The sequence below is a fragment of the Bradyrhizobium erythrophlei genome, from assembly GCF_900129425.1.
Taxonomy (GTDB): Bacteria; Pseudomonadota; Alphaproteobacteria; order Rhizobiales; family Xanthobacteraceae; genus Bradyrhizobium; species Bradyrhizobium erythrophlei_C.
Window position 1 is genome coordinate 3,534,562 of the sequence record NZ_LT670817.1, and the last position, 22,917, is coordinate 3,557,478.

Here is a 22,917-nt window from a genome sequence, read left to right on the forward strand (position 1 = left end):
AAATGACGACGTTTCCGACGCGCCGGATGGATCACGTCCTCGCTCCGAACGCTACGGAATACGAGCGGACGCTCGCGTCCCAGGTTGATCGTCTTCTGAACATGGACATTCCGATCCGGGTCCTCTGGGATCCGTGGAAGTGTCCTGAGAACCTGCTGCCATACCTGGCGTGGGCTCTCTCGGTCGATATCTGGGACTCGAGCTGGCCTCTTACCAAGCGTCGGAGCGTGGTCGCCAACGCGATCAAGCACCACCAGGTCAAGGGCACGCTACAGGCGATCGAAACCTACATCGATCTCGTCGACAGCCAGCTGCTCAAGGCAACGACGCCGCCGGCTAAGATATTCTCCGGCGCATCGCTCAGCGTGGAGCAGCGAGAGGCCTGGCTTGCCAAACTTCCGCAGGTCAGGGTCTATCAGCAGTACCTGCTGGGCGCCGCCAAGAAGCGAATCTTCTCTGGTGGCGGCCGGTACAACAGCTTCTTCGAACAGAAGTTCCCGCAGCCGAACGACGCCATCACGCGGCTGTCGAAGCGGGCGACCTGGACCGTCAACGGTGTCGAGACCGACACCAAGATCGAGAACGACGACAGCTATTTCAGGATCTTCATCAAGACGGTCCTGCCGTATTCGGATTTCTGCAACAGACCGTTTAATCTGAAGAAGAAGTTCCCGATCCCGTCGACCGCCTACAAGCGGATCGTGACGATCGCGCCGCTGGTTATCAGTCCATGGCGCGTTGCAGTCGGCCCTCAGCTTGAGCCGGTGTCGACCACGCCAGAGTTGGTCACGACCACGGGCAAGGAAGGGCACGCGGTCTACAGCGGTCGCACGATCTACAAGCGGTATTTCGTTCCGTCGCAGGCGCCGTACCAGATCTACGAGCGGTACGCGGTCAACGACGGCTCGATCCTGACGCCGCAGCGACCGTCGATCCAGTTCATGGGCTACGGTAGGTACGGCATCGCGCCTCACTCTGCCGAGCTGAAGGTGCGGATGAACACGCAGTGGAGCAGGTACAAGGCACGCCTCGGCGAGCCGTTCGCTCCGCGCACGAAGTTCTTCACGCCGCATGACCCAACGCTCATGGCAAAGAACAGGCAGGCGATCATCGCCGCCAAGCGCCTGAGCGACAAGATCGTGCTGGATACCAACACCGTGCCCGGGTTCATCGCCGGACTTCCCAAGTTCGCTGGCGATCCCATCGTAATCTGATCTTTCAACCGAAAGCACAATGCCCATCGTCCGCGGGGACGGTGGGCTTTTTCGTGCCCCAACAAGAGGCCCATAGATGGACCGCCAAGTAATCTTCCGCGACTATCAGGAACAGGTCGCGACTGACCACAACAACATTCAGGATTATGTGCGTACCGCGATGGACAACATCGTGACGGACGCGGTCTCTGCTACCCGCAAATACTCTGGCCTGATGGTCACCAAGACCGGTCAGGTCGAGGTCACCGTGGGTATGGGTCGCGTGTACGATACCGGCGCTGTCTACGCGCTCCGCGCCATCCTGACGCAGTCGCTGGCAACCTATGTCGCTGCAGCCGCAAGGCGCGTCGTCACCATCTCGGCCTATGGCCAGGAAGTGCAGACGGACGTCCAGACCCGCGACTATCTGACCGACGTCGATACCGGGACCGTCGAGCCACGCGCTGTCGCGATGACCGACTCCCGTGACGCACAGATCGTCTTCACGGCCGGCGCCGAAGCAGCTGATCCGGTTCCTCCTGCGATCCCTGCGACCCACGTCGTGATCGCCAACGTCGTGCTGGATACCACGCAGATCGTCTCGATCGACATGCAGGACCAGAACGCGGTCGTGTCGACCGACGCCCTGGACATCCGCACCGATCTGCTCGAAACCTTCAAATCCCTCATCGAGCCGCGCGTCACCTCGCTGGCGTCCGACCTTGCGGACCTCTCGAACCGCATCACCGGCCTGGCTGCTCAGGATGACCTTTCCCGCGTCTACCTCGATCTGGCGCGCGTGAAGGAGAGCCTGCGCTTCCCGCCAGACGCTTCGGGCTTCGACTCTGACTTCTTCCTCGACATGAATAAGTCGGACTACAACAACACGCTGTTGCTCGGCTACGACGCGAAGGTCGAGGAGGGCATCCGCTTCAACGATGCCAACGCGAACCAGTTCGAAATCTCGCTATTCTCGGCGAACGATCCGAACGCGGCGTTGTCCGGCGGCTATCTGATGCCGAAATACACCAACGTGCTGAAGATCCAGACCGGTGCCTACACCGAGTCTCTCGGCATCGCTCAGTACGGCTACCAGGTGCATTCGATGCAGGTGGGATACATGGCCCGCACGCGCATTCGGTATGGCGGAAGCTACACGGTCTGCACCAACGGCAACAGCTACAACACCCCGGGAGAACAGGTCAACACCACCAACCTGTACGATTTCAACACGACTGAGTTCACGACGGTGGAAAACAATCCACCGACTCTCGCTCATCCGTATGCCTGGTCTCGTACCGACTACTACTGGCTCGACACCTGGGAAGAGCCGTTCATGTACGAGGTCACCACCAACCTGTCGATCACAGGTGCTCAGGTGGCTCAGACCTTCCTGGTTTCGAACGACATCATCGCGACCCAGCTCGGATTCTACATCACGGCCAAGGCCGCGAACGAAGACATCCACATCGCGCTCTGCGAAGTGACCGCCGGTCAGCCTGACCTCGACAAGGTCTGTTTGAAGACGACCTACTCGCAGGCGAGCATCGTCACGGGTTGGAACCTGTGCCCAATACAGCCGACCTTCCTCCAGAAGGGTAAGCGTTACGCCTTCGTGTTCATCTCGAACGCGAACCACCAGATCGGCATGACCTCCGGTCAGTCCTATCTGGACGGCACGTTCTTCTACTCGACGGACGGCATCTACTACATGGGCGATCTGACCAAGGACATGATGCTCCAGGTCTATGGCGCTTCGTTCGCTTCGTCTCAGGTTGCGATCGAGTTCGCTCCGATCAACCTCGACGGCGGCTTCCGCGACGTCGACATCCTGGCCGAACAGTGGGTTCCGGGTTCGTGCGAACTCGTCTTCGAGATGCGACCAAACGGTACCGGTGAATGGCAGCCGCTGATCGCCGACAATTCCGGCGTTCTCGGAACTGCTCCGCCGCTCGCTCAGTTCAGGGCTCGCTTCATCGGCACCACCGACATGGCGCCGATCCTGCATCTGACAGGTTCTCGCGTCAGCGTCTCTCGTCCGAAGACGGCATACAAGCATGTCTCGACCCAGATGACCGTGCCGGCGCTGTCGAACATCGCGCACAACCTGACGTTCGTGAACTTGCTCGAAATGTTCGATCCGACGCCGCACACCTACGGCATCTCGGTTCGAGTTGGCGGGACTGAGTACACGCCCGACACGACCATCACCGAGGTGATGGACGCGACAGCGAAGCGTTACCAGAAGACCTACACGTTCAGTCTTCCGGCCGGGACCACGCAGTTCACGATCGAGCAGACCGGAACGACGAACTCTCCGCAGGTCACGTACCACGTCGCCGAGCGGACGTTCTACACCAAGTAAGGAAACCACTTCATGGCAGACACGTCTACCGCAGCCGCTCCGGCGGCTGCTCCTGCTGCTGCTCCGGCGGCGGCTCCCGTCGCTCCTGCGGCACAGCCTGTTTCGCCTGCCGCGCCCGATCCGAACAAGCGTTACCGGGTCAAGCTGGCTCGCGCAGTCGAGGTTGTGCCTGGCATCTGGGCGCGGCCTGGCCACAACGTGACCCTCAGGGGGTCCGACGTCGTCAAGCTCGGCGCCGCAATCATCAGCTACGAAGAGGTCTAAGGAATGGCCCGCCGGTTTGATCAATATTATCAGGTAAAGTCGAGGGACAACCTTGGCGATCCCGATTACTGGAACCGGCGTTTTGATGACATCGATCGTCGAATTTCGTCCAACGAGGACGGACTCTCGGCGATCGGTGGGTTGACGACGTACATCGAGGGTCTCGCTCTCGACCGCCTCAACCTCGTCCTTGCGCCGGCCTTGGACAAGATCACCCTGGTCTCAGAACAGGGCTTCTTGCTTGCCCATTCGAACAACGCGGTGACGCTGGACACGGCGACCACCCAGACGTTCGCCATCTATGATGCCGCCGAACGTGAGCTTTTCGCCCCGTCGCCTTTCGTCACGATCGTGCGCGAGGCCAACCAGACCGACTATGCTTTCGCAAGGCTCGTGTCCTGGGACAAGGTGGGCGGCCAGCTGGTTCTCCAGCCGGTTCAGATTTTCGGCAATCCGGGACCGTTCATCGACTGGACCATCTACGTCGGAACGGCCCTTTCGCAGGCCATTCAGCAGATGCTGGCTGACACCCAGGCGGCGCGAGACGCAGCCAAGGGATATCGCGACAACGCTGCTGACAGTGCAAATCAAACATCGTCTGACAAGACTGCCATCGCGCTGATGAAGTCAGACACGCTGGCGGCTCGTGACGCTGCCGCGGCTTCTGCTGCTGCGGCCAAGGTCTGGGATCCGACGAACTACTATCAGAAGACCGAGGTCGATGCCGAAGTCAACGCCAAGGTCGCCGGCTTGGTCAACAGCGCGCCATCAACGCTCGACACGCTGCAGGAACTCGCCTCGGCGCTCGGCAACGACGCCAACTTTTCGACGACCGTCACGGCTTCGCTCGGAAATAGGGTGAGGGTCGACACCAACGCACAAGGACTGACTGCGGCTCAGCAGTTAAACGCCAGAACCAACCTGGGCTTCCCGGCGAACACTGTTGGCCTTGTCAACATCGCGTCCGCTGCGCAGATCACGGTTGGCGCGGCTGCTGACGCCGTCACCGTCAATCAGGCGTGGGCTGCGGCTGGCTGGGTGCCACTCGGTAACCTGACTGGCACTGTCACAATCGACGGCAACACTGGCTCTCGCTTCGTTGGCACTCTCGTTGGCAACGTCACTATCGCCACCACCAATATGAAGCCCGGTCAGGTCTTAGAACTTTCCTTCGTTCAAGACGCCACCGGCTCGCGAACTGTGAGCTGGTCTGGATTCCTATTCCCAGATGGTATCGCTCCGACAGTCTTCCCGAATGCCAATAATTGGGCGGTTTTCTACTCCGGTGTCTACCATTCCTACGGTTTTATGCTGGGCAATGGCTGGAAGACGTACTGATGATCATCCCTAGCCTTCGACACATAATTACCCCGGCTGGCCACACGGTTATTCCCGGCAGCGTCAGCTACACCACGCCAGGCACCTACTCCTTCACCGTCCCTTACTATCACTCGCTCCTGGCAGACTGTCGCGGAGCGAGTGGGGGCGGCGGCGGTTACTGTTGGAATCAACCATATGGCGGCACGGACGGTGGCGCGGGTGGCTATAGTTACTTTAACGCACCCACCGGCAACATCGTAGGCTACGGCGGTGGTGGCGGTACAGCGGGTAGCTCACAAACACCAGTTCATCACGGTACCAACGGTGCGAACGGCACCGGGTCTGGTGGTGACTACAATGGTGTTGGTGATGCGACCACTGGCGGTATCGGCGCTTACTATCCTGCAAACAGGTCGTATGACGGAGGTAACGGCGGCAATGGCGCTCGGGCCTACAAGACATTCTCCAAGGGTGGCCCGCTCATCCCGCTCTCCGTTATCACCGTTGTGGTTGGCCAGGCTGGCGCTGCTGGTTACGCCGATAACGCAAACCTCGTGAAGGCTACCCCCGGCGTCAATGGCGCAGTCTACATTTCATGGAGCTAATCAATGCTGATCGCCAAAGAGACGACGCCTGGAACATTTGAAGAGATCTTATTTGGGTCTTCCTTCACTGGCCCAGATGGAGTGCTCCATGGATGGCAGTGCATCGAATTGTGGTCCGATTCTGATCTGAATGCGATCGGCGTGTATCGCGTTCAGCCAGTCACGCCGCCCACCGACCCTGAAGTGACGATCTCCGGATACCACTTCGAGCGTGTCAACGGAATTGTCACCCAGATCCTTGATCTGGTTCAGCCTCCACCGCCGACCAAGCAGGATCTTCTGGACTATGCAGCCGCCAAGCGATTCGACCTCGAAGTCGGAGGCATCGTCTCGGCAACATATGGTCCGCTTCCGACTGACCGAGACACCCGAGCCATCGTTGGCCAGACAATTCAGTCTATCGACCTTGGCATCGTCACAGCTCCAGTCAACTTCAAGACGCCGCAGGGATTTGTCCCGCTCGATCGTGCGGCATTCGTAGCAATCGCCACGGAAATGGCCGCCCACGTCCAGTCTACCTTCGACAAAGAAGGTCAGGTTGACGCTCAGATCCAGGCGGGGACGATCACCACGAAAGCGGCGGTTGACGCCGCGCTCACCTCATAAACCAAACCAACCAACCTCACCACGAGCCGCTCCATCCGGGGCGGCTTTTTTGTTTGGGAGAACCATACGTGACTGTTCAATATCTCCACGGCATCGAGACGATCGAACTCGACAGCCCTGCTGGTCCGGTCGACACCGTCAAGTCGAACGTGATCGGCCTCGTCGGCACGGCGCCGGACGCTGACCCCGATATCTTCCCGCTCAACACGCCTGTGGCCGTCTTCTCTGACGCGCTGAAGGCGGGTCAGCTGAAGTCCACCGGCACCCTGCTCGACGCAGTCGACGCGATCTACAGCCAGAAGTCGGCCGTGGTCGTCGTGGTCCGCGTGGACGATGGCCTGAGCATGGAGGAGACCTGGTCCAACGCTGTCGGTTCGCCGACCGGCAAGACCGGCATCTGGTCGCTGCTCAAGTCGCGCCCGATGCTTCAGGTCATCCCGAAGCTGCTCATCGCGCCCGGCCTCACCAGCGGTCGCCCGACCAACGGTCTGATGAACCTGGTCATCGGCGACGTCGGCCAGAACTATGTCCTGGCGACGACCACGATCACGATCGATGCACCACCGGCTGGTGGCCGTCAGGCGACGGCTGTGCCTCAGGTTGTCGGCGGCAAGTTGACCGGTGCGATCATCACTGACCCTGGCTACGGCTACGACGCTATCCCGAACGTCACGGTGAGCGGCGCCGGCACGGGCGCAACCATCACGGCGACCCTCGGCCATGTGGCCAACCCGGTCGGCGTGGCGTTCGCCTCCATCGTCGATCGCCTCCGCGCGGTGGCCTTCCTCGACGGTCCCGGCACCAGCTACGACGACGCGGTCCAGTATCGCCAGGACTACGGCAGCCAGCGCATCTCGATCATCGATCCAGGCGTTCTCTCCTGGAACACCGAGAACTCGGTGTACGTGCAGAAGCCTGCTTCGGCCTACGCGGCCGGCATCCAGGCTCGCATCGACGAGGAGAAGGGCTTTTGGTACTCGTTCTCGAACGAGGTGATCCAGAACATCGGCGGTCCATCGCGTCCGGTCGATTGGATGCCCAACGATCGCGACAGCGAAGCGAACATGCTGAACTCCAACCAGGTCACCACCATCATCCACGATGCTGGCTACAGGTTCTGGGGTCTGCGTGGCACCGGCACCGACCCGCTCTGGGCTCAGCTGTCTGTGCGCCGCACCGCGGACATGATCTACGAGAGCCTCGAACAGGCCGAGCGCGATCGCCTCGACAAGCCGTTCAGCTACCAGCTGCTCACCGGCATCCAGGGCGACGTGAACGCTTACCTCCGACTGCTCCGCTCGCGCGGCGCGCTGATCGGCGGAAAGTGCTGGATCGACCAGACGCTCAACACCCCGGCGACATTCGCTTCGGGCGAGCTGACCGTGAACTTCGATCTCGAGCCCCCGGCGTGCTTGGAGCACCTGCAGTTCCAGGCGGTCCGTAACCCGAACTACTACACGGACTTCATCGAGACGTTCGCGCGGCAGGTCGCCAACGGCTAACGCCGAGGCCACTCCGCATCACCCACCACAATGAGCTAGTCACGAGCCGTCCGGTCCTTGCGGGCCGGGCGCGCTCTGGCGTGGCCGGAGACATCTATGAATAACCTTCGCGACTCCAACATTTTCCAGGACTTCACGGTCTGGATCCAGGACATCGGCAAGATCGGAGAGGCGCCCGAGTTTCAGCCCCCGGAAATCCAGATCGAGACCGAGGACTTCCGCGGCGGCGGTATGGACGGCACCATCGAAATGCCGATGGGTATCCAGAAGATCGAGTTCGACTTCATGCTCCATACCTGGGACGCGCAGATCTGGCAGAACCTCGGCTACGGCCCTGGATCGCTGGACGTGCCGATCACCTTCCGCGGCTACCTGCTGTCGGCAAACGGCGCCGAGAAGAGCGTCCTGATCGAGACTCACAGCCTGATCAAGGCGATCAAGCCCGGCAAGGTGCAGGCCGGCAAGAAGGTCGACCAGACCATCAGCCTCTGCGCCAACTACTTCCGTCACAACATCGACGGGACCGATGTCACCGAGATCGACGTGTTCAACAAGATCACGATCATCGGTGGTACCGACAAGAGCGCCAACGCTCGACAGATCCTGGGCTTCACCTACTAAGCCCTGAGATCACTCCAACCGAGGCCTCGCCATAACCGGCGGGGCCTTTTTGTTTTCCTCATCAAGGTGTGCAAACCAAAATGGCCGAACAAGTTTTCCCTCTCAACCATCCCTTCGAGTACCGCGGCGCGAGCTACATCGAGTTCAAGGCCCGCCGGCCGAAGGTCCGTGACCTCCGCAACTTCATCAAGAACGTCGACAAGGACGGTGTCGCTGCGATGGAAAAGGTCCTCGCTGACCTGTGCGAAGTCGACGAGAAGATCATCGCCGAAGTCGATATCGAGGACTTCACCCCGATGAAGGCGTGGTTCGAAGGTTTTTTGAAGCCAATGCTGGGCGAATAGACCGGATCCTCCAGGACTCCTTCCCGATCTTCGAGCGCTTCCACTGGACGCTCGACGACGTGGAGAACATGGAGTTCTGGGATTTCTGCCTAGTGGCAGACGGTGTCCAGCATCTAAACGCGCGAGACGCTGAAGCGCTCGCAAAAGCTCGGGGTGGATAACCCCGGGCTTCTTTTTTGTTTTCAGGAGCGGTGATGTCCGACGATCTCAATCTCAGGGCCAGGCTGACGGGCGAAGACTCGCTCTCGCCGCTGGTCCAGCGCATCGTGTCCCAATTCGACCGCCTGGAAAAGAAGCTGAAGGCTCTTGGCCAGAACTACCGGAACCCCATCGCTGGGCTTGATGACAAGTACATCAAGCAGCTGCAGAAGGGCGGCAAGGAGATCGACGGCCTCACCGAGAAATACATGCGGTGGGCGCGCTACCAGCGCGACTTCGGCAAGATGTCGTCCACCCAGTGGACGAAGATGACCAATGAGCTGCAGGGCTATCACGACCGGTTCGACAAGCTCAACCGAAAGGAAATGAAGGCCTACGCCGAGAAGGTGAAGCGGGCACAGGCCTACAGCGCTGTCTGGAACTCCCAGGCGAAGGAGCGCGTCCGCATCGAAGACAACATGCGGGACCAGATCAACCGCATCGACGTTGAGCACCTGCGCCAGGAAGAGCGGCGCAACCGCGACCATCAGAACAGGATGCTGAGTGCGCGGCGCCAGTTCGTGCAGCAGGTCAACAAGATCTACCAGGGCGTACGCCGGCTTGGCTATGCCGAGCTTGGTGCGGCGGCTGGCGTCGGCGCAATGGGCGCCTCGTCCGTCCGGTCCGCAGTGGATCTGGACAAGGCGGAGTTCAACGCCCGCATCAATATGGACCAGAGCCAGGTCAACGCCCGGCAGCTGCGTGACATGTGGGCGCTCCCGCGTGCTGTGGCTCTCGGCCAGAACCCGGCAAGGCTGATGGAGACGGCGGCAGACGCCGCCAAGGCAGGCGTTCCTGAAAAGCTCGCCGCCGGCACCGCCGAGATGGTGACCAAGCTCGCCAAGACCATGGGCATCGACGCAGCCCAGGCCATGGAAGGAATGGGCTACGCCATCGCTCAGGAGATCGGCGCCGGCCGCATGTCCGACACGGACATCAAGCCGATCCGACGCCTGGCGAACACCTCGGCGTACCTCGCCAACAAGACCTCCGCGCGTCCGGACCAGATGTTCTCGTTCCTGCGAACGGGTATGGGTTCCGGTGCCAAGCTTGGTCTCGATCAGGAGACCACGCTCGCGTTCGGCGCTTCGGCAATTCAGGCCGGTGCGCAAGGCCAGCAGGCATCCCGATTCCTCGGTTCGTTCGGCGCTGACATCTACGGCCTTCAGATGAAGGCGCGGGACATCCAGCGCAAGGGCGGCAATCGCTCTCAAGAAGACAAGCTGTTCCTGAGCCTGCCCAGCAAGCTCGGCTTCGGCTCGTACGGAAACCTGATCCAAGGTTTCAGGAAGGATCCCAACAACGCCATCTTCGACCTGATCAAGTCGTTCGGCAAGATCAAGGACAACATCCAGCGCGAACAGGCGATGGATGCTCTGTTCGGCAGCGGCTTCGGTCGCTTCCTCGCGAACATGGTCGAGTCACCTGCGATGCTCGATCGCACCCGGGCCCTGTCCAGAGAGGCGATGGGTCAGTCGGAAGAGACCGACTTCATCAGCAAGTCGTGGCAGGAGTTCACGAACAGCCTGGAGTACTTCGTCGACAAGGTGAAGGCGACCTGGACCGTCCTCAAGGACGAGCTGGGCGACGTGCTCAAGCCGTACATCCAGCAGTTCAGCAGCTGGGTCGAAGACTGGTACACGACCGTCAAGACCAGCGGCATCAAGGAACGCTTCGCCGGATTCCTGAGCGGATTGACGGAAGGCTTCCTCGGCCACCCCGGCTCGTTCCGCGACCTGCTCGACAAGGCATTCGGTAAGCCTGGAGAGAAGAGCGGCTCGAGCGCCGATGACTTCATGAAGCTGGGCAAGGGATTTGCGGAGGGCATCAAGTCTGTCGCGAAGGCCTTCGTCAGCATCTCGGCGTATTTCGGCAACAACTCAGCTGACCCTGAGGCGATCGGCCGGTTCGCCGGCAAGATCGTAGCGCTCGTCGGCGCATTGACACTACTGAGTCCTCTCATCAGCGTCATGGGCCTCGTGGTTTCGAGCCTATTCATGTTGGGATCAGCGCTGAAATTCCTCAGTGACCTCGGCGTACTAAAGTTCCTCGCCAAGATCACAGGCCTCAAAGCCGGTAAGGACATGGCCTTGCAGTTCGGCGCGAAGGCTGCCGGCAAGGTTGGACTTGGCGCGCTCGGTGGCTGGATGGGCATGTTGCTATATGGCGACGGCCGGCCGGACAATAGCCCTGAAGACATGAAGGGCCTCCAGGATGAGCTGAGGAATTACTACGAGAAGAACGGCAAGCTGAAGAAGAAGACCTCCGGTGAAGGCTTCGATCCTTCGATGGTCCACCCTGCGGCCTACTACACCCGCAGCTCTGTCGACGATCTGAGCGACCAGCTGAAGAAGTTCGGCGGTATGGTTGAGCGCGCTTCGTTCATCACCACGACCGGCGGCGCAATCCGCGGCGCTGGCTTCGTTGGTGGTGGCGGACTCAGCTCAAGCTACGGATCGTCTTCGGGCATCAGCCTGGGCGGCGGTAGCGGCAGCCCGATGGCTCTGATCCACAGCACTCCGGGCGCACGGCTGCCGAACTTCGGCGTCGGCTCCGGCGGCATAATCAAGCGCAGCAACATCCCGTCCTTCTCGGGCGGCGGCGGTAGCGCTGGAGGGCTGAGCAAGTCGGCATACGAGCGGGTCTTCGCTGGAACGCCGCTCGCTGGCATGTACGACAATGTCGTTGCAGCAGCGAAGGCGAACGGCGTCGATCCGGCTCTGCTGGCCAGCGTCATGGCTCATGAGACTGGCAAGGGCAGTGTGCTGACTGGGAATAACCCCGGCGGCATCATGGACCCTGCCACCGGCATGGCCAGGAAGATGCAGTTCGGTAGCCTTGCTCAGGGCATCGACCGGACAGCTGCCACGGTTGCGAAGAACTACCAGAGGGCTGGCGGTAGCATCGACGCTCTGGGGCGCATCTACGCTCCGGTCGGCGCAGCTAACGATCCGCGCGGCCTGAACGGCGGATGGGCTGCTGGCGTCAAGGGCTACCTCAGCCAGATGTCGGGCTCGGACCAGGCCAGCGGCCTCGGAGATCCGGTCAAAACGGCGGAGCGCTTCCTCAACAAAAACGAGTGGCGCGACACCAAGGAGATTGCGAACTTCATCAAGGCCGACCCGCGTGGCAACGTGAACGCTTGGTGCGCTCGCTTCGTAAACGCCGCTCTCAAGGAAAACGGCGTCCAGGGTACCGGAAGCGCTGCGGCAGCCAGCTTCTATAAGTGGGGCTCCGCAGTTGAAGGTGCTGTGAAGCGCAACGACATCATGGTCTCTCCGCATCACGTCGGCATGGCCACCGGTAAGGTGGACGAGAATGGCAACATTCAGATGATCTCCGGCAACCACGGGGATTCGGTCCAGTACAGCTGGGAACCCCGCGGCAAGTATCAGTTGCGTAGGGCAACGCCTGGACTCGTCAGCGGTGTGCCAGACCCGAAGAGTGTCACCCGGGGTGTTCCGTCGACACCGATCCCTGGTGCTGGTGCGAGCGACATCCGTCGCAATCCTGGTAACGTGGCGATCCACATCAATGGTGGTTCGCACGATCCGGAAGCTCTGGCGACGTTGGTCCAGCGCCGCATCGACGAACAGATGAACTGGCGTATCCACGACAGCGAGTCCGAATACACCTAATTGTCCTGGCCCTACGGGGCCGGGACTTCCCCTTCAATTCCAATCGAGAGGATTCCATGGCATCGGTGCTACTGGGGTTGGGTTCGCTTGACCCTTCCGCAACTGACAACGTGATCCTTTTCTACGCGCCGCTGCCCGGGAACGACACTCCGGGCTTCGAAACTTTTGCGCGAGACTCCCAATACACTTGGGTCTCGAACGATCGCCTGTCACGTGACCCGGCGATGCAGTTCACTGGACCCGGAGAGGAGAACATCGTAATCGACGGGCGGATGTACCCCTACCATTTCGGTGGCCTCTCAACCCTCAAGCTGCTGCGCGATGCTGGTCGCAGCGGCAAACCTTACATCCTGGCACGGTTCTATCCGCTCTCCGGTCCTGGCGGATACGGGAGCGAGAACCTCGGCAACTTCGTCATCATGCGGGTCCGCTCGGCGGAATCGAAGATCGGTGCTGTCGGCATCGCTCACAAGATCGATTTCACGCTGGAGCTGAAGCGCTATGGTGACGACCTGGAGTCGACCGCGCCCGACAATTTCGTGGTGACCTAATGTCAACCTACGTTACCAAGACGTACGATCGGCTCGATCGTATCTGCTACGACAGGTACGGATCGACCGACAACCGGATCGTCGAGTGGGTCATCGACCAGGACTACGGCATTGAGCTGTACGGCATCGTTCTGCCGATCGGGATCGTCATCGACCTCCCGGATGCGCCGCAGCAGATGTCGGGTCCGAAGGTTCTCCCGCAAATCTTCCTCTGGAGCTGATCTGCAATAGCAGATCGTTCCGATCAAAATATATGCGTTAGCGCATCAGGCCGTCCTTCGGGGCGGCCTTTTCGTTTTGGAGGCGTGCGTGCCTACAGGTTACACCCCGATCTACCGGGTCATGCGGAACGGCATCGACATCACTGGTCGCTTCAACGATAGGACCACGCAGATCAAGGTCGATCTTACCGCGGGAGGCGGTGAGGGCGACATCTGCACTATCATGCTCGATGACCGAGACTGGAGAATCGTTCGGCCGTACCCCGGCGAGAACATCTCATTGTGGCTTGGATATCAGGAAGTAGGCCTAGCCTACATGGGGTCGTTCGAAATCGACGACGTCACCTTCCTCGGCAAGCCTCGCAGCATACAACTTACAGGACTCTCCACGGGACTTCGTGACATTCAGAAGTCACCGCAGATCGCAAATTTCGACAACAAGACGGTCGGAGACATCCTCGGGCAAATGGCCGGACAAACCGGCATCAGTACCGCCATCTCGGGCGGACTTGCCTCACAAAAAATCCCCTTCAAAAATCAGGTCGTCAGCAACCTGCACATGATCCATGAGCTGGAGCGCATCTATGGCGCTGTGGCCAAGATCGCTGACGGCAAGCTGGTGTTCGCGCCACGTGACTCGACCGAGAGCGTGAGCGGCATCGCGCTTCCAACCCTCGTCCTGCTGCCGGAACATTTCGGCGATTGGTCAGTCCGGTACAGCTCCAAATCGGAGTTCGCCGGGGTAAAGGCCGCCTATTGGGACAAGGACCAGCACATCCGACAGTGGGTCAATTCCGCGATCCCTGGTGCGGACAACGGCGCTGAACATTTCACCATCGGCAACGTCTTCAACTCCGTTGAGGAGGCCACGGCGGCTGCAGCTTCGAAGGGCGAAGCGCTGAAGCGATCAGAGGTCTACGCGGTCTTCGATCTCGCCAAGGGTGATCCCTGGGTCCGAGATCAGCAGACGCTGTTGGTCAGCGGCATGCGCGACGGCATCAACGGATCCTACGTCGTCGACAAGGCGACCCACACGTACGTCAGGAGCACGGGCATTCGGACGAACCTCGAATGCAGAGCACCTGGTGATGGCGCTGATTACAGCGACCGCGCCGAGGAGTGGTTCCTGAAGCCGCTTCCTGGTGAGCCGATGGGCTCTGTCATCCCAGACGGGACCTTCAACGGTCCGTTCTAACCGAAAGAAAGAAATGTTCAGTCAAGAAATCATCGACGCCATCATGGCGGCGGCGAAGGCCCAGGGCTGGCCCGAGTCGTCCCTGTTGGCTGTAGTCGAGTGTGAAACCTCTGGTCAGCCGTTCGAGGTTGACGGACATACCCCGACCCTCCTGTTCGAGCGGCATAAGTTCTATTCGGAGATGCAGAAGCATCAGCCGAGCAAGCTGAGCAAGGCCATCGCGGCCGGCCTCGCCATCAAGACCTGGAGCCCGAAGACCCAATACAAGGACGAGGGCACTTCCGCCAACCGCGTGAAGCTGATCGCAAAGGCCCGCGAGATCGACGAGGAAGTCGCCAACCGTGCGGCGTCCTGGGGTCTCGGCCAGACCATGGGCTTCAATGCCGAGGAGCTTAAATACGCCAGCGCCACGGCGATGGTGGCCGAGCTGTCCAAGGGCATCGCCGAGCAGATCGAGGCTCTGGTCCGCGAGATCAAGGCCAACCATCTGGACGGCTATCTCAAGGAGAAGAACTTCGCCGCCTTCGCGAAGGGCTACAACGGCGCCGGCTACAAGCAGAACAACTACGACGTCAAGATGCGCAACGCCGATGCGGCGTGGGAGAAGCGTATCGCCAACGGCGACATGCAGGCCAAGCCGGCCAAGTCCGTCACGCTGGTCTATCAGGCCAAGCTGAAGGCGCTGAACTATCAGGTCGGCACGGTCGATGGTGACTGGGGCGATCTGACCACGGGCGCGTGCTCCGCGTTCCAGCGCAAGCAGGGCCTCAAGATCACCGGCCACCCGGATGACGAGACCACTGCGGCGCTCGACAAGGCGACCCCTGATCAGGCCCGCCAGGTCAGCCAGGAGCGTGCCAACGCCACGGCAGAGGATCTGAAAGCCAAGGGCTCGAAGACGATCGCTGCGGCCCAGAAGGGATCCGGAGTGACCAAGGTGCTGATCGCGACCGGCGCGATCGGCGGCGCGGCCCAAACCGGCGCTCTCCACAAGGCCAAGGTTGCGGTCGGCAACGCCACCGGGGCGCACAGCTTCCTCGACTCCGTCCGAGATGTGGCTGTCCACGCCGCCCACTACTGGTGGGTTGGTCTCATCGTGGCCGGCGTCGTCATCCTCGGCTGCTACGGCAAGGTGATCGAGGCCCGCCTGCTGGATCACCAGACCGGCAACAACATCGGAAAGTAATCCAGTGTCCGTCATCGAAACGATCGTGGGGCTCGTCCCCACGGTCCAGGCTCGCGCGAAAGCGGTCCTGGACTTCCTCACCTCGACCACCGGCAAGGTGATCTCGGCCGTCGTGCTCGTTCTCGCCATCCTCGGCTACGTCCACCACCTGGGCGTCGAAAGCCAGAAAGGCAAGATCGAGTCCCTGACGAAGGAACTCGGAGTCGTGAAGCTGCAGCTCGCCGCAGCTCAGCAGAAGACCCAGGCTTGCCCCGAGCAGAAGGCTGAAGCGACTCCTCCGAAGGCCGGCTGGCTGGACGAGCAGGCGAAGGCAGCCGCCGCCCTAAACTCGAAAGTCAATTCCTATGAACAAGAGCTGGCCAAACGCCCTGCGCGCAGCGGCGATCGCCTTTCTGCCGCTGAGTCTCGGCGGCTGCTTGACATCCGGTAAGCCGGATCTGCGCAACCTGCCGCCCGCTCTCGCCGAGTGCGAGAAGGTCGCCAAGAAGGTGGCGCTGCCGCCAATCGCCCCGGGGATGGACAAGGTCGCGGTGATCGCCCGCTACCGATCTGCCCTCATCACTGCCAACAACCGCATCGAAGGGGCATCTGAGTGCTTAGCTGAGATCGACGCACTTCAGACTGGAAACCAAAAATGACCGCGCCGTCTACCATCGACGTGATCAACATTGAAGGCCTCGTAGGCCTGTTCGGACCTACCGTTGCAGCGGTCGGCCTCATCCTCACCGTCTGGTGGCGCATGGATGCAAAGATCGAGTCTGCAGCTGAGAAAGCGCACGATACTGAAAAGGCGCTTGCCGACTTCAAGCTCAAGGTTGCCGAGGAGTACGCCTCCTGGGAGACCGTGAAGTCGATCGAGACCCGTCTGACCGAACGGATGGACGGCCTCGCGGAGCAGGTGATGAAGATGCCTGACGCGATCGTCGACCGGATCATGAAGTACCTGATCAAACAATAATAAGCCGGGTCAACCGGCAACCAACCTCGGCCCCGGTGTCAGCTTCGCGCTGGCCTGGGGCCTCTTTTTTTGTGCCTTCATTTGCCCGAAATTTGCACGAATGCAAATTCTGTGGTAGGCGTCAACCCATAAAATCCCTCCATCCAGAGGCTCCATGACACTGTCAACCGCTGAGCGTGCCCGCAGAAAGAAGATCGTCGAGGATCTCCTGCAGATCGGGTACCACCCTCAGGGTCAACGCGGTGGCCTTGCTTCGGCCACCAAGACCGCTGAGCGCCGCGAAGGCATCAACTATCCCAACTGGGTCCGCGCTGAAGAAGCGCTGAAGCGCAAGCGCAGAGAGAACTTCGCGGTCGATTGGTCGCTCTATGTTCCGCCGGCTAAGGCCGCCACCGTGACCCGTGGGTCCGAAGAAGTTGGCGAAGAACTGTCCGCCGAAGACCACGCCCACATGCGGGCGGTATCGCTCTCGTCGGAGGTTACTGACCTCATCACCGCCTCGAAGTATCCGGTTGTGAATCCGGAAGCTATCATCATCGACTCCTACCTTGTCCGGCGCTATGACCGCTCGGTCGGCGGTTATGTCATCAAGGAGGGCACCCCGCGGACGTGGATGACAGACACCCTGCGTGTCGCGCCGATCACCAATCCGCGGAACCGCAACTTCATCTTCACGGGTGCGCAGAACGATGCGCCGATCCATGAGGAGTTCTGGGCCAACCTCCAGGCCTATGCAGCCTATCTCGACGCTGAGATCGTCGTGGGTCCGTGGACATATGAGACCCAATGGTGGGCTGAGAACAACCCGACCGCGCGTGCCTACGCCACGGAACTGACGCCGTATCTGTGCTTCGGCCAGATGAAGATCGGCGACAACTTCATGTTCTGCGGTGAGATGAACACCTTGCCGACCGCGTCGCAGCCGATCTCGGACCTCGTGACGTATAGCCGGGGCCGCTGGGCCGTGTTTCCGCACGCCAAGCGCCAGCTGAAGTCCGTTCCCTCGACCGACCCCAACATCCAGGCCCACCAGGTCATGACGTCCGGCGCTGTGACGCGCCCGAAGGTCATCCCGCGTAAGGCCGGCGTGAAATCCATCTTCCATCAGGTGGTTGGCGCCACCGTAGTCCAGTTCGACGAGGAGGGGGATGTGTTCTGTCGGCAGATCACCGCTGGCGAGGATGGGGCCTTCTACGACCTCGACGCCCATGTGGAGGACGGAGAGGTCACGACGGGTCACCGCGTCAAGGCGATCACCTGGGCCGACATCCACGTCCGCAAACTCGATGCAGCCAACACCATGGCGTCCTTCGGCTGGGATATGCGTGGGAACGTGGGCTACCAGCGCAACTCGGTGATCGAGGTGCTCAATCCCTACTTCTCGATCTATCACGACATCTTCGACAACGAGCCGGGCAACCATCACCACGTTGGTGACAACGCCTACAGCTATGAGATGGCCATCCGTGGCCGCGATAGCGTCGAGGGCGAGGTCATCCAGTGCGGCGACTTCCTGTTGCGCACCTGCGGCGATGATCGTCAGGGCGTCGTTGCCGAGGGCAACCATGACCTGGCGCTGGAGAAGTATGCCCGCGAGGCCCGCTACCGAAACGACGGCATCAACGTTCGCTTCGGCCTCCAGCTGGAGGATGCGTACCTCGGTCACGTCGAGGCGCGCTCGCACGCGATCGACAATGATCTGCCGGTTCCGCGCTTCTCGCTGCTCGAACACGCGATCCGCATGAAATATCCCCAGCTCGGGGACAAGATCAGGTGGTGCCACGATGGCTACAGCTACCTGATCGACGGCATCGAGGTCGGCAACCACGGCTTCCGCGGCGCGAACGGCGCCAAGGGAACGGTCGCTGGCTTCGCCCGCATGGGTCGCAAGATGACCATCGGGGACAAGCATTCACCGGAGATCAACGAAGGAGTTTACGTGGCTGGAGCGATGAACCTGCGTCACGGGTACAACAAGGGACCGAGCGGCTGGGCTGTCTCGCACGTCGTGCAGTATGCGGACGGCAAGCGGGCCATCATCACGCTGCAGAAGGGCAAGTGGCGGCCCGAGAAACCGATCATCCGGATGCCGGCGGCGCGTGAAGCCGTGGCCCATTCGGTTGCCTAATCGTTTGCATGAATGCAAATAAGGAGGCTTGCATGCTTGTCTATCTGGCCGGTCCGATCTCCGGTCTGAACTTCGAGGGCGCCACGGACTGGCGGCAGTACGCGAAGGCGGAGCTGGCGCAGTTCGGGATCAAGGCGCTCTCGCCTCTCCGAGAGCAGGAGCACCTGAAGACGGTAGGCGTCTTCACGGACTGCGCCAAGGAGACCGAGCGCCTGAAGAGTCCCATGTCGATGCCTCGCGGCCTGACCGTGCGGGACCGCTGGGACGCGCGGCGCTGCGACGTGCTGCTCGTGAACCTGTTGGGGGCAACCAGGGTCTCGATCGGCACCGTGCTGGAGATCGCCTGGGCTGATGCAGCCGGCACACCGATCGTCGTGGCGATGGAGCCGGACGGCTCTAACCCCCACGAGCACGCGATGATCAACCAGCTCATCGGATTCCGCGTCCCGACACTGTGGGACGCGATCGACGTCACGCGGCAGCTGCTTGCCTGCTGATTAGCTTGAATGCAAACAAAGGAGTATGAAGTGACTGTTGTTGGACTCGCAGGTTTCGCCCAGTCGGGCAAGACGACCGCGGCGCTGTACCTGGAGAAGAAGTACGGCATCCGCCGCAAGCACATCGCCGAGCCGCTGCGGGCGATGCTCGCCGTGCTGCTCCAGGCGAACGGCATGTCGAGCGATATGATCACCCGCTATCTGGTGGGCGATCTCAAGGAGCAGTTGATCCCCGAGCTGGGTGTCACCTCCCGCTATGCACAGATCACGATCGGAACAGAGTGGGGCCGCAAGCTGATCGGCGAGGATATCTGGGCCAACACCTGGGAGCGCGGTATCGCTGACGTCGAGTCCGTGATGAACGACTCCGTGCGCTTCCCGAACGAGGCTGAGGCTATCCGCCGCCGAGGTGGCATCGTCATCATGATCAAGCGCCCCGGCACCAAGCCGGCGAAGTTCAAGTGGGGGAAGATCGGGGAATTTCTGTACGACAAGTTCGGTCTGATGTGGGGCGTGCATCCGAGCGAGCGTATCGACCTGATCAGGCCGGACTTCATCATCCACAACGATGCCAGCATCGAGGAGATGTATGCAGACCTCGATCAGGCGATGCGTATCCACCTGAACAAGATGGTGGATACCAATTTCGTTGGATCGGCAAAGAGAACGAAGGCAGCCGCCCTGCTGCCGCTGGCTTATTCGCCGGGGCTCTGATGGCAATTACTTTGAGTCCGTGATGACAGCGGACTCAACTAGTGCCGGAGCCTGCCTCGGGCGATGGGGCAGGCGCCGACGTGATAATAAGTCTAATACAGTGCGTTATCTCGGCTCGGCAGTTTCTTTGACGTCTATCTTCTCCTTAATTCTGATTTTGATCAGCCCGGGAATACCACCCTCAATCTCCCACTCACCTTCGGTGGTCGTGTCGACCCGAACTGTCGTCAACGTTCCCGCATCGACGTAGCCAGCGTCAGGGCTACCGGCATCGCCGGCATGGCTGGCACCGCCGGTAGCGCCGGCACCGCCGGCATCGCCGGCACCGCCGGTAGCGCCGGCATCGCCGGCACCGCCGGTAGCGCCGGCACCGCCGGTAGCGTGGGCATCGCTCCAATCGTCCTCTGTTTCTGTTTCTGCTTCCACGCGGCTCCGCTTTACTTTTTCCTCCCTGAAGGTTCTATCCCTTGCGTCGATGTCGAACTCTAGTTTGAATGGCCGACCGTTATCGGCTTTGGCGTCAAGCTTGTGCAGTTGGTACAGCACGGCAATGTTATTCGCACATATACGGTTGCTCAGCAGTTGGACCGCAATTTCCCGCATCAGAAGTGACCGGATTCCCTCAAGCGACTTCACGGGAACCTGTTTTCCATCCAGATTGCTCTTCATGTTGGCCTCCGTCTGAAGGTAGGAGACCGAGCATTTTACGCCGCGATGATCTCCTTCGCCACCCAGAGGAGGGCTGGATCGCTAAATTCTTGCGTGACCGTCAGTCCGACGAGATTGGACGCATCAAGGCCGTCTTAGGACTAGCCTTTCCGAGAAAATCGGGTCGGCGGTCTAGTGCTGCCGCTTGCTCTCCGCCTCAATAGGGCGGGCATCTATGCGATAAAAAGTCTGGGATGCAGTCTGCCAGTGCTCAGGAGCAAGGACGTTCCTGAGTGCCCTGGGCAGCTCCCTCTAGCGCTGCCCGAAGATTGTCGGATAGACGTTCATCTACGAGAAGCGCATCCAGTTCGAGGATCTCGGCTTCGATGCTGTCGCAGTCTTTCTGCACTGCCGATCCTTCCCCTCGTTGAATTTGCATTCTCTGCAAAGAAAGATGTAGCTCCCTGGCGCCCAGCCATAACGCTGGGGCCGTATGTCTTCATTCCAGTTCACGTCAACCCCCACGTGCTGAAAAAGCAGTCATAGACCTCCTGGCACCACGCATGACGAACGTATGTCTCGCAGAACCGGCGCACGAGGTAGCTGCGGACGACCGAAATGATAGTGAAGATCAGGGTGATGGCGAAGCTCTGCAGATTGATCCCTGAGCGAGCGAATCAGGCAACGATCCAATATGCTGGCGGTATGCATCGGCGACAAGCGGGCAATCATGTGCGCCGACTGCGCCTATGCGCTGCCTTAACCTGTGCCGATCGATCGAGCGCAGAACGCCATCGCCGTCGTGATGGTCGATAATCCCGACAAGGTGGAGCAGGCGAAGCTTCGACCACAGCTGCTGGGATGGTTTGTCGGCCATACGATGAAGCGGCTGAACGGCGCCGCCGACCCGCAGGAGGTCTACGACAAGGTGGTCGAGGCATTTAGCGCCCACGGCCACGGGGTTTAAGCGACAGATCTACGTGTATTATGCTGCAATGCAACCCTTCAAAGTATGCTATCGTTCGACTGCTGGTTGCCTCAACGATTAGTACAGGAGGGGTGAATTATGCGCGTATCGATTGGTTTGATGTCCATAATGCTCACTGCTTTTATACCGCAGATGGCTAACGCCCAGACACCGATCAAGTACGACCTTATGCCTAATGGGTTTGGCATCAACGGAGTTTATTACGATTGGACGTCCATCGTGCTCAATCGCAAAGAAAGCAAAGCTTACGATTGCCTCGCAAGAGAAAAGAGCAGTGGACCGCCACCACTTCTTCTCAAGTTAACATGCGCTGAGACCCACCAACTTCATGGAACCGTATTGAACGGAGATAATGTAGTAACAAGACTAACTCCAGTTGCGCAGCCCAATCCGGTGGTGCTTGGCTTTTGGCAAATCGATCAGGTCGCAGGTGATCTGATATTTTGCGCGCTTCCTAGCGGAGAATGCGGCAGTACACGCGTGCCGTGAGTCATCGTCGGTGTTCATTGGTCGAGCGGCCTCCATTTCGATCGCCAGACCTGCCAGAAGTTAACCTCGCCACACCGGCAGCATGAATTGGCCCGAAAGTATCGGTGCTGATTTGAAAAACATGCAGGGGTTGTGATAGATCATCTTACTGCTTTTGGTGGGGTGAGCCGATGAACGTGAAGCGTGGACTGTGGCGTGCTTGGATATTCGTATCCGTGCTCTGGGTCTTGGGAGCGGTGCTGCTGTCAGCATCAATGGCCCCGGCCAGTTTCGCCAAGAAATATTCTTACATTTACCAGATGAGATCGGACGTACCAGACCCGAACAAGGTTGACTGGACGAAGAATTTCTACGACCTGATGCAATCGCCGTCCCGCAACATGTTGTCATCGACATTCGACGTCGTCAGCTATTCGAACGGGTTAACCTGGGACGAGGACGTTAAAAAAGGTACCCTTATTAGCGCTGAGTTTCCGGACAATTCGAAGCTCTACTTGAGTGCCCAGATGACCAAGGACGACCAGAATTACGTTGCAAAACAGTTCTGGAATCAGCGTTGGTGGCGATACGGCTCTGACATCATACCGTTTGCAGCATGGACAGTCGCGCCACCCATCGTGCTCTTAATACTAGGCGGCAGTTTTTTGGTTTGGGTGGCCCGCGGCTTTGCTCGTGATTAGTCTCGC

At 60.1% G+C, this 22,917-nt stretch carries 25 protein-coding genes; 23 read left to right on the forward strand and 2 right to left on the reverse strand.

Features of this window, described 5'->3' with window-relative positions; all coding sequences use genetic code 11:
• Positions 1-2 precede the first annotated feature (2 nt).
• The 20 genes from B5527_RS16880 (at position 3) to B5527_RS16970 (ending at position 20,106) form a co-directional block, all read left to right on the forward strand.
• Positions 3-1,214 (forward strand): phage tail protein I, encoded by a 1,212-nt coding sequence (locus tag B5527_RS16880; protein ID WP_079602529.1) that lies wholly within the window; start codon positions 3-5, stop codon positions 1,212-1,214.
• Between the two features lie 76 nt (positions 1,215-1,290).
• Positions 1,291-3,558: a hypothetical protein gene (locus tag B5527_RS16885; protein ID WP_079602530.1), complete on the forward strand. Its 2,268-nt coding sequence runs from the start codon at positions 1,291-1,293 to the stop codon at positions 3,556-3,558.
• A 12-nt stretch (positions 3,559-3,570) separates the two neighbouring features.
• Positions 3,571-3,822 carry a hypothetical protein gene (locus tag B5527_RS45725; RefSeq protein ID WP_079602531.1) on the forward strand — a complete coding sequence of 84 codons (252 nt, stop codon included), beginning with the start codon at positions 3,571-3,573 and terminating at the stop codon, positions 3,820-3,822.
• Positions 3,823-3,825: 3 nt separating this feature from the next.
• Entirely contained in the window at positions 3,826-5,160 is a 1,335-nt protein-coding gene (locus B5527_RS16895) for a hypothetical protein (RefSeq protein ID WP_079602532.1), read from the forward strand.
• Entirely contained in the window at positions 5,160-5,747 is a 588-nt protein-coding gene (locus B5527_RS44030; RefSeq protein WP_154072304.1) for a hypothetical protein, read from the forward strand. Before B5527_RS16895 ends, B5527_RS44030 begins: the two co-directional genes overlap by 1 nt.
• A 3-nt stretch (positions 5,748-5,750) precedes the next feature.
• Positions 5,751-6,353, forward strand: a complete 603-nt coding sequence (locus B5527_RS16900; protein WP_079602533.1) for a DUF4376 domain-containing protein — start codon at positions 5,751-5,753, stop codon at positions 6,351-6,353.
• Between the two features lie 68 nt (positions 6,354-6,421).
• Positions 6,422-7,855, forward strand: a complete 1,434-nt coding sequence (locus B5527_RS16905; protein WP_079602534.1) for a phage tail sheath subtilisin-like domain-containing protein — start codon at positions 6,422-6,424, stop codon at positions 7,853-7,855.
• Positions 7,856-7,951: 96 nt separating this feature from the next.
• Positions 7,952-8,476, forward strand: a complete 525-nt coding sequence (locus B5527_RS16910; protein WP_079602535.1) for a phage major tail tube protein — start codon at positions 7,952-7,954, stop codon at positions 8,474-8,476.
• A gap of 80 nt (positions 8,477-8,556) precedes the next feature.
• The gene (locus B5527_RS16915; protein WP_079602536.1) at positions 8,557-8,820 is read left to right on the forward strand and encodes a phage tail assembly protein; all 264 of its coding nucleotides are present in this window, start codon (positions 8,557-8,559) and stop codon (positions 8,818-8,820) included.
• 194 nt (positions 8,821-9,014) lie between these two features.
• Positions 9,015-12,656 carry a phage tail tape measure protein gene (locus B5527_RS16920; protein ID WP_079602537.1) on the forward strand — a complete coding sequence of 1,214 codons (3,642 nt, stop codon included), beginning with the start codon at positions 9,015-9,017 and terminating at the stop codon, positions 12,654-12,656.
• Between the two features lie 56 nt (positions 12,657-12,712).
• Positions 12,713-13,207 carry a phage tail protein gene (locus B5527_RS16925; RefSeq protein WP_079602538.1) on the forward strand — a complete coding sequence of 165 codons (495 nt, stop codon included), beginning with the start codon at positions 12,713-12,715 and terminating at the stop codon, positions 13,205-13,207.
• Entirely contained in the window at positions 13,207-13,428 is a 222-nt protein-coding gene (locus B5527_RS16930; RefSeq protein ID WP_079602539.1) for a tail protein X, read from the forward strand. The genes B5527_RS16925 and B5527_RS16930 overlap by 1 nt, the downstream gene beginning before the upstream one ends.
• Positions 13,429-13,549: 121 nt before the next feature.
• Positions 13,550-14,623, forward strand: coding sequence for a phage late control D family protein (locus B5527_RS16935; protein WP_079602540.1), 1,074 nt, complete (start codon positions 13,550-13,552; stop codon positions 14,621-14,623).
• A 13-nt stretch (positions 14,624-14,636) separates the two neighbouring features.
• Positions 14,637-15,809 carry an N-acetylmuramidase domain-containing protein gene (locus B5527_RS16940; protein WP_079602541.1) on the forward strand — a complete coding sequence of 391 codons (1,173 nt, stop codon included), beginning with the start codon at positions 14,637-14,639 and terminating at the stop codon, positions 15,807-15,809.
• 4 nt (positions 15,810-15,813) lie between these two features.
• Positions 15,814-16,239: a hypothetical protein gene (locus tag B5527_RS16945; protein WP_079602542.1), complete on the forward strand. Its 426-nt coding sequence runs from the start codon at positions 15,814-15,816 to the stop codon at positions 16,237-16,239.
• On the forward strand, positions 16,226-16,447 hold the full coding sequence (locus B5527_RS16950) for a hypothetical protein (RefSeq protein WP_079602543.1): 222 nt from the start codon (positions 16,226-16,228) through the stop codon (positions 16,445-16,447). Before B5527_RS16945 ends, B5527_RS16950 begins: the two co-directional genes overlap by 14 nt.
• Entirely contained in the window at positions 16,444-16,767 is a 324-nt protein-coding gene (locus B5527_RS16955; protein WP_079602544.1) for a hypothetical protein, read from the forward strand. The genes B5527_RS16950 and B5527_RS16955 overlap by 4 nt, the downstream gene beginning before the upstream one ends.
• A gap of 154 nt (positions 16,768-16,921) precedes the next feature.
• A complete protein-coding gene (locus B5527_RS16960) occupies positions 16,922-18,895 on the forward strand; it encodes a hypothetical protein (RefSeq protein ID WP_079602545.1) in 1,974 nt (657 codons plus the stop codon).
• A 32-nt stretch (positions 18,896-18,927) separates the two neighbouring features.
• A complete protein-coding gene (locus B5527_RS16965; RefSeq protein WP_172842573.1) occupies positions 18,928-19,392 on the forward strand; it encodes a nucleoside 2-deoxyribosyltransferase in 465 nt (154 codons plus the stop codon).
• Between the two features lie 9 nt (positions 19,393-19,401).
• Positions 19,402-20,106, forward strand: a complete 705-nt coding sequence (locus B5527_RS16970; RefSeq protein ID WP_079602547.1) for a hypothetical protein — start codon at positions 19,402-19,404, stop codon at positions 20,104-20,106.
• Positions 20,107-20,211: 105 nt separating this feature from the next.
• Here B5527_RS16970 and B5527_RS46325 read toward each other — a convergent pair whose 3' ends face one another.
• On the reverse strand, positions 20,212-20,775 hold the full coding sequence (locus tag B5527_RS46325; RefSeq protein WP_154072305.1) for a hypothetical protein: 564 nt from the start codon (positions 20,773-20,775) through the stop codon (positions 20,212-20,214).
• A 488-nt stretch (positions 20,776-21,263) separates the two neighbouring features.
• Positions 21,264-21,416 carry a DUF7220 family protein gene (locus tag B5527_RS47635; RefSeq protein WP_425305101.1) on the reverse strand — a complete coding sequence of 51 codons (153 nt, stop codon included), beginning with the start codon at positions 21,414-21,416 and terminating at the stop codon, positions 21,264-21,266.
• A 104-nt stretch (positions 21,417-21,520) separates the two neighbouring features.
• On the opposite strand from B5527_RS47635, the gene B5527_RS16980 reads away from it, so the two are divergent.
• The 3 genes from B5527_RS16980 to B5527_RS16985 all read left to right on the forward strand — a co-directional run bounded on the left by B5527_RS16980 (position 21,521) and on the right by B5527_RS16985 (position 22,911).
• Entirely contained in the window at positions 21,521-21,721 is a 201-nt protein-coding gene (locus tag B5527_RS16980; RefSeq protein WP_245332626.1) for a hypothetical protein, read from the forward strand.
• A gap of 99 nt (positions 21,722-21,820) precedes the next feature.
• Positions 21,821-22,231, forward strand: coding sequence for a hypothetical protein (locus B5527_RS44040; protein ID WP_154072306.1), 411 nt, complete (start codon positions 21,821-21,823; stop codon positions 22,229-22,231).
• 170 nt (positions 22,232-22,401) lie between these two features.
• The gene (locus B5527_RS16985) at positions 22,402-22,911 is read left to right on the forward strand and encodes a hypothetical protein (protein WP_079602548.1); all 510 of its coding nucleotides are present in this window, start codon (positions 22,402-22,404) and stop codon (positions 22,909-22,911) included.
• Positions 22,912-22,917 lie beyond the last annotated feature (6 nt).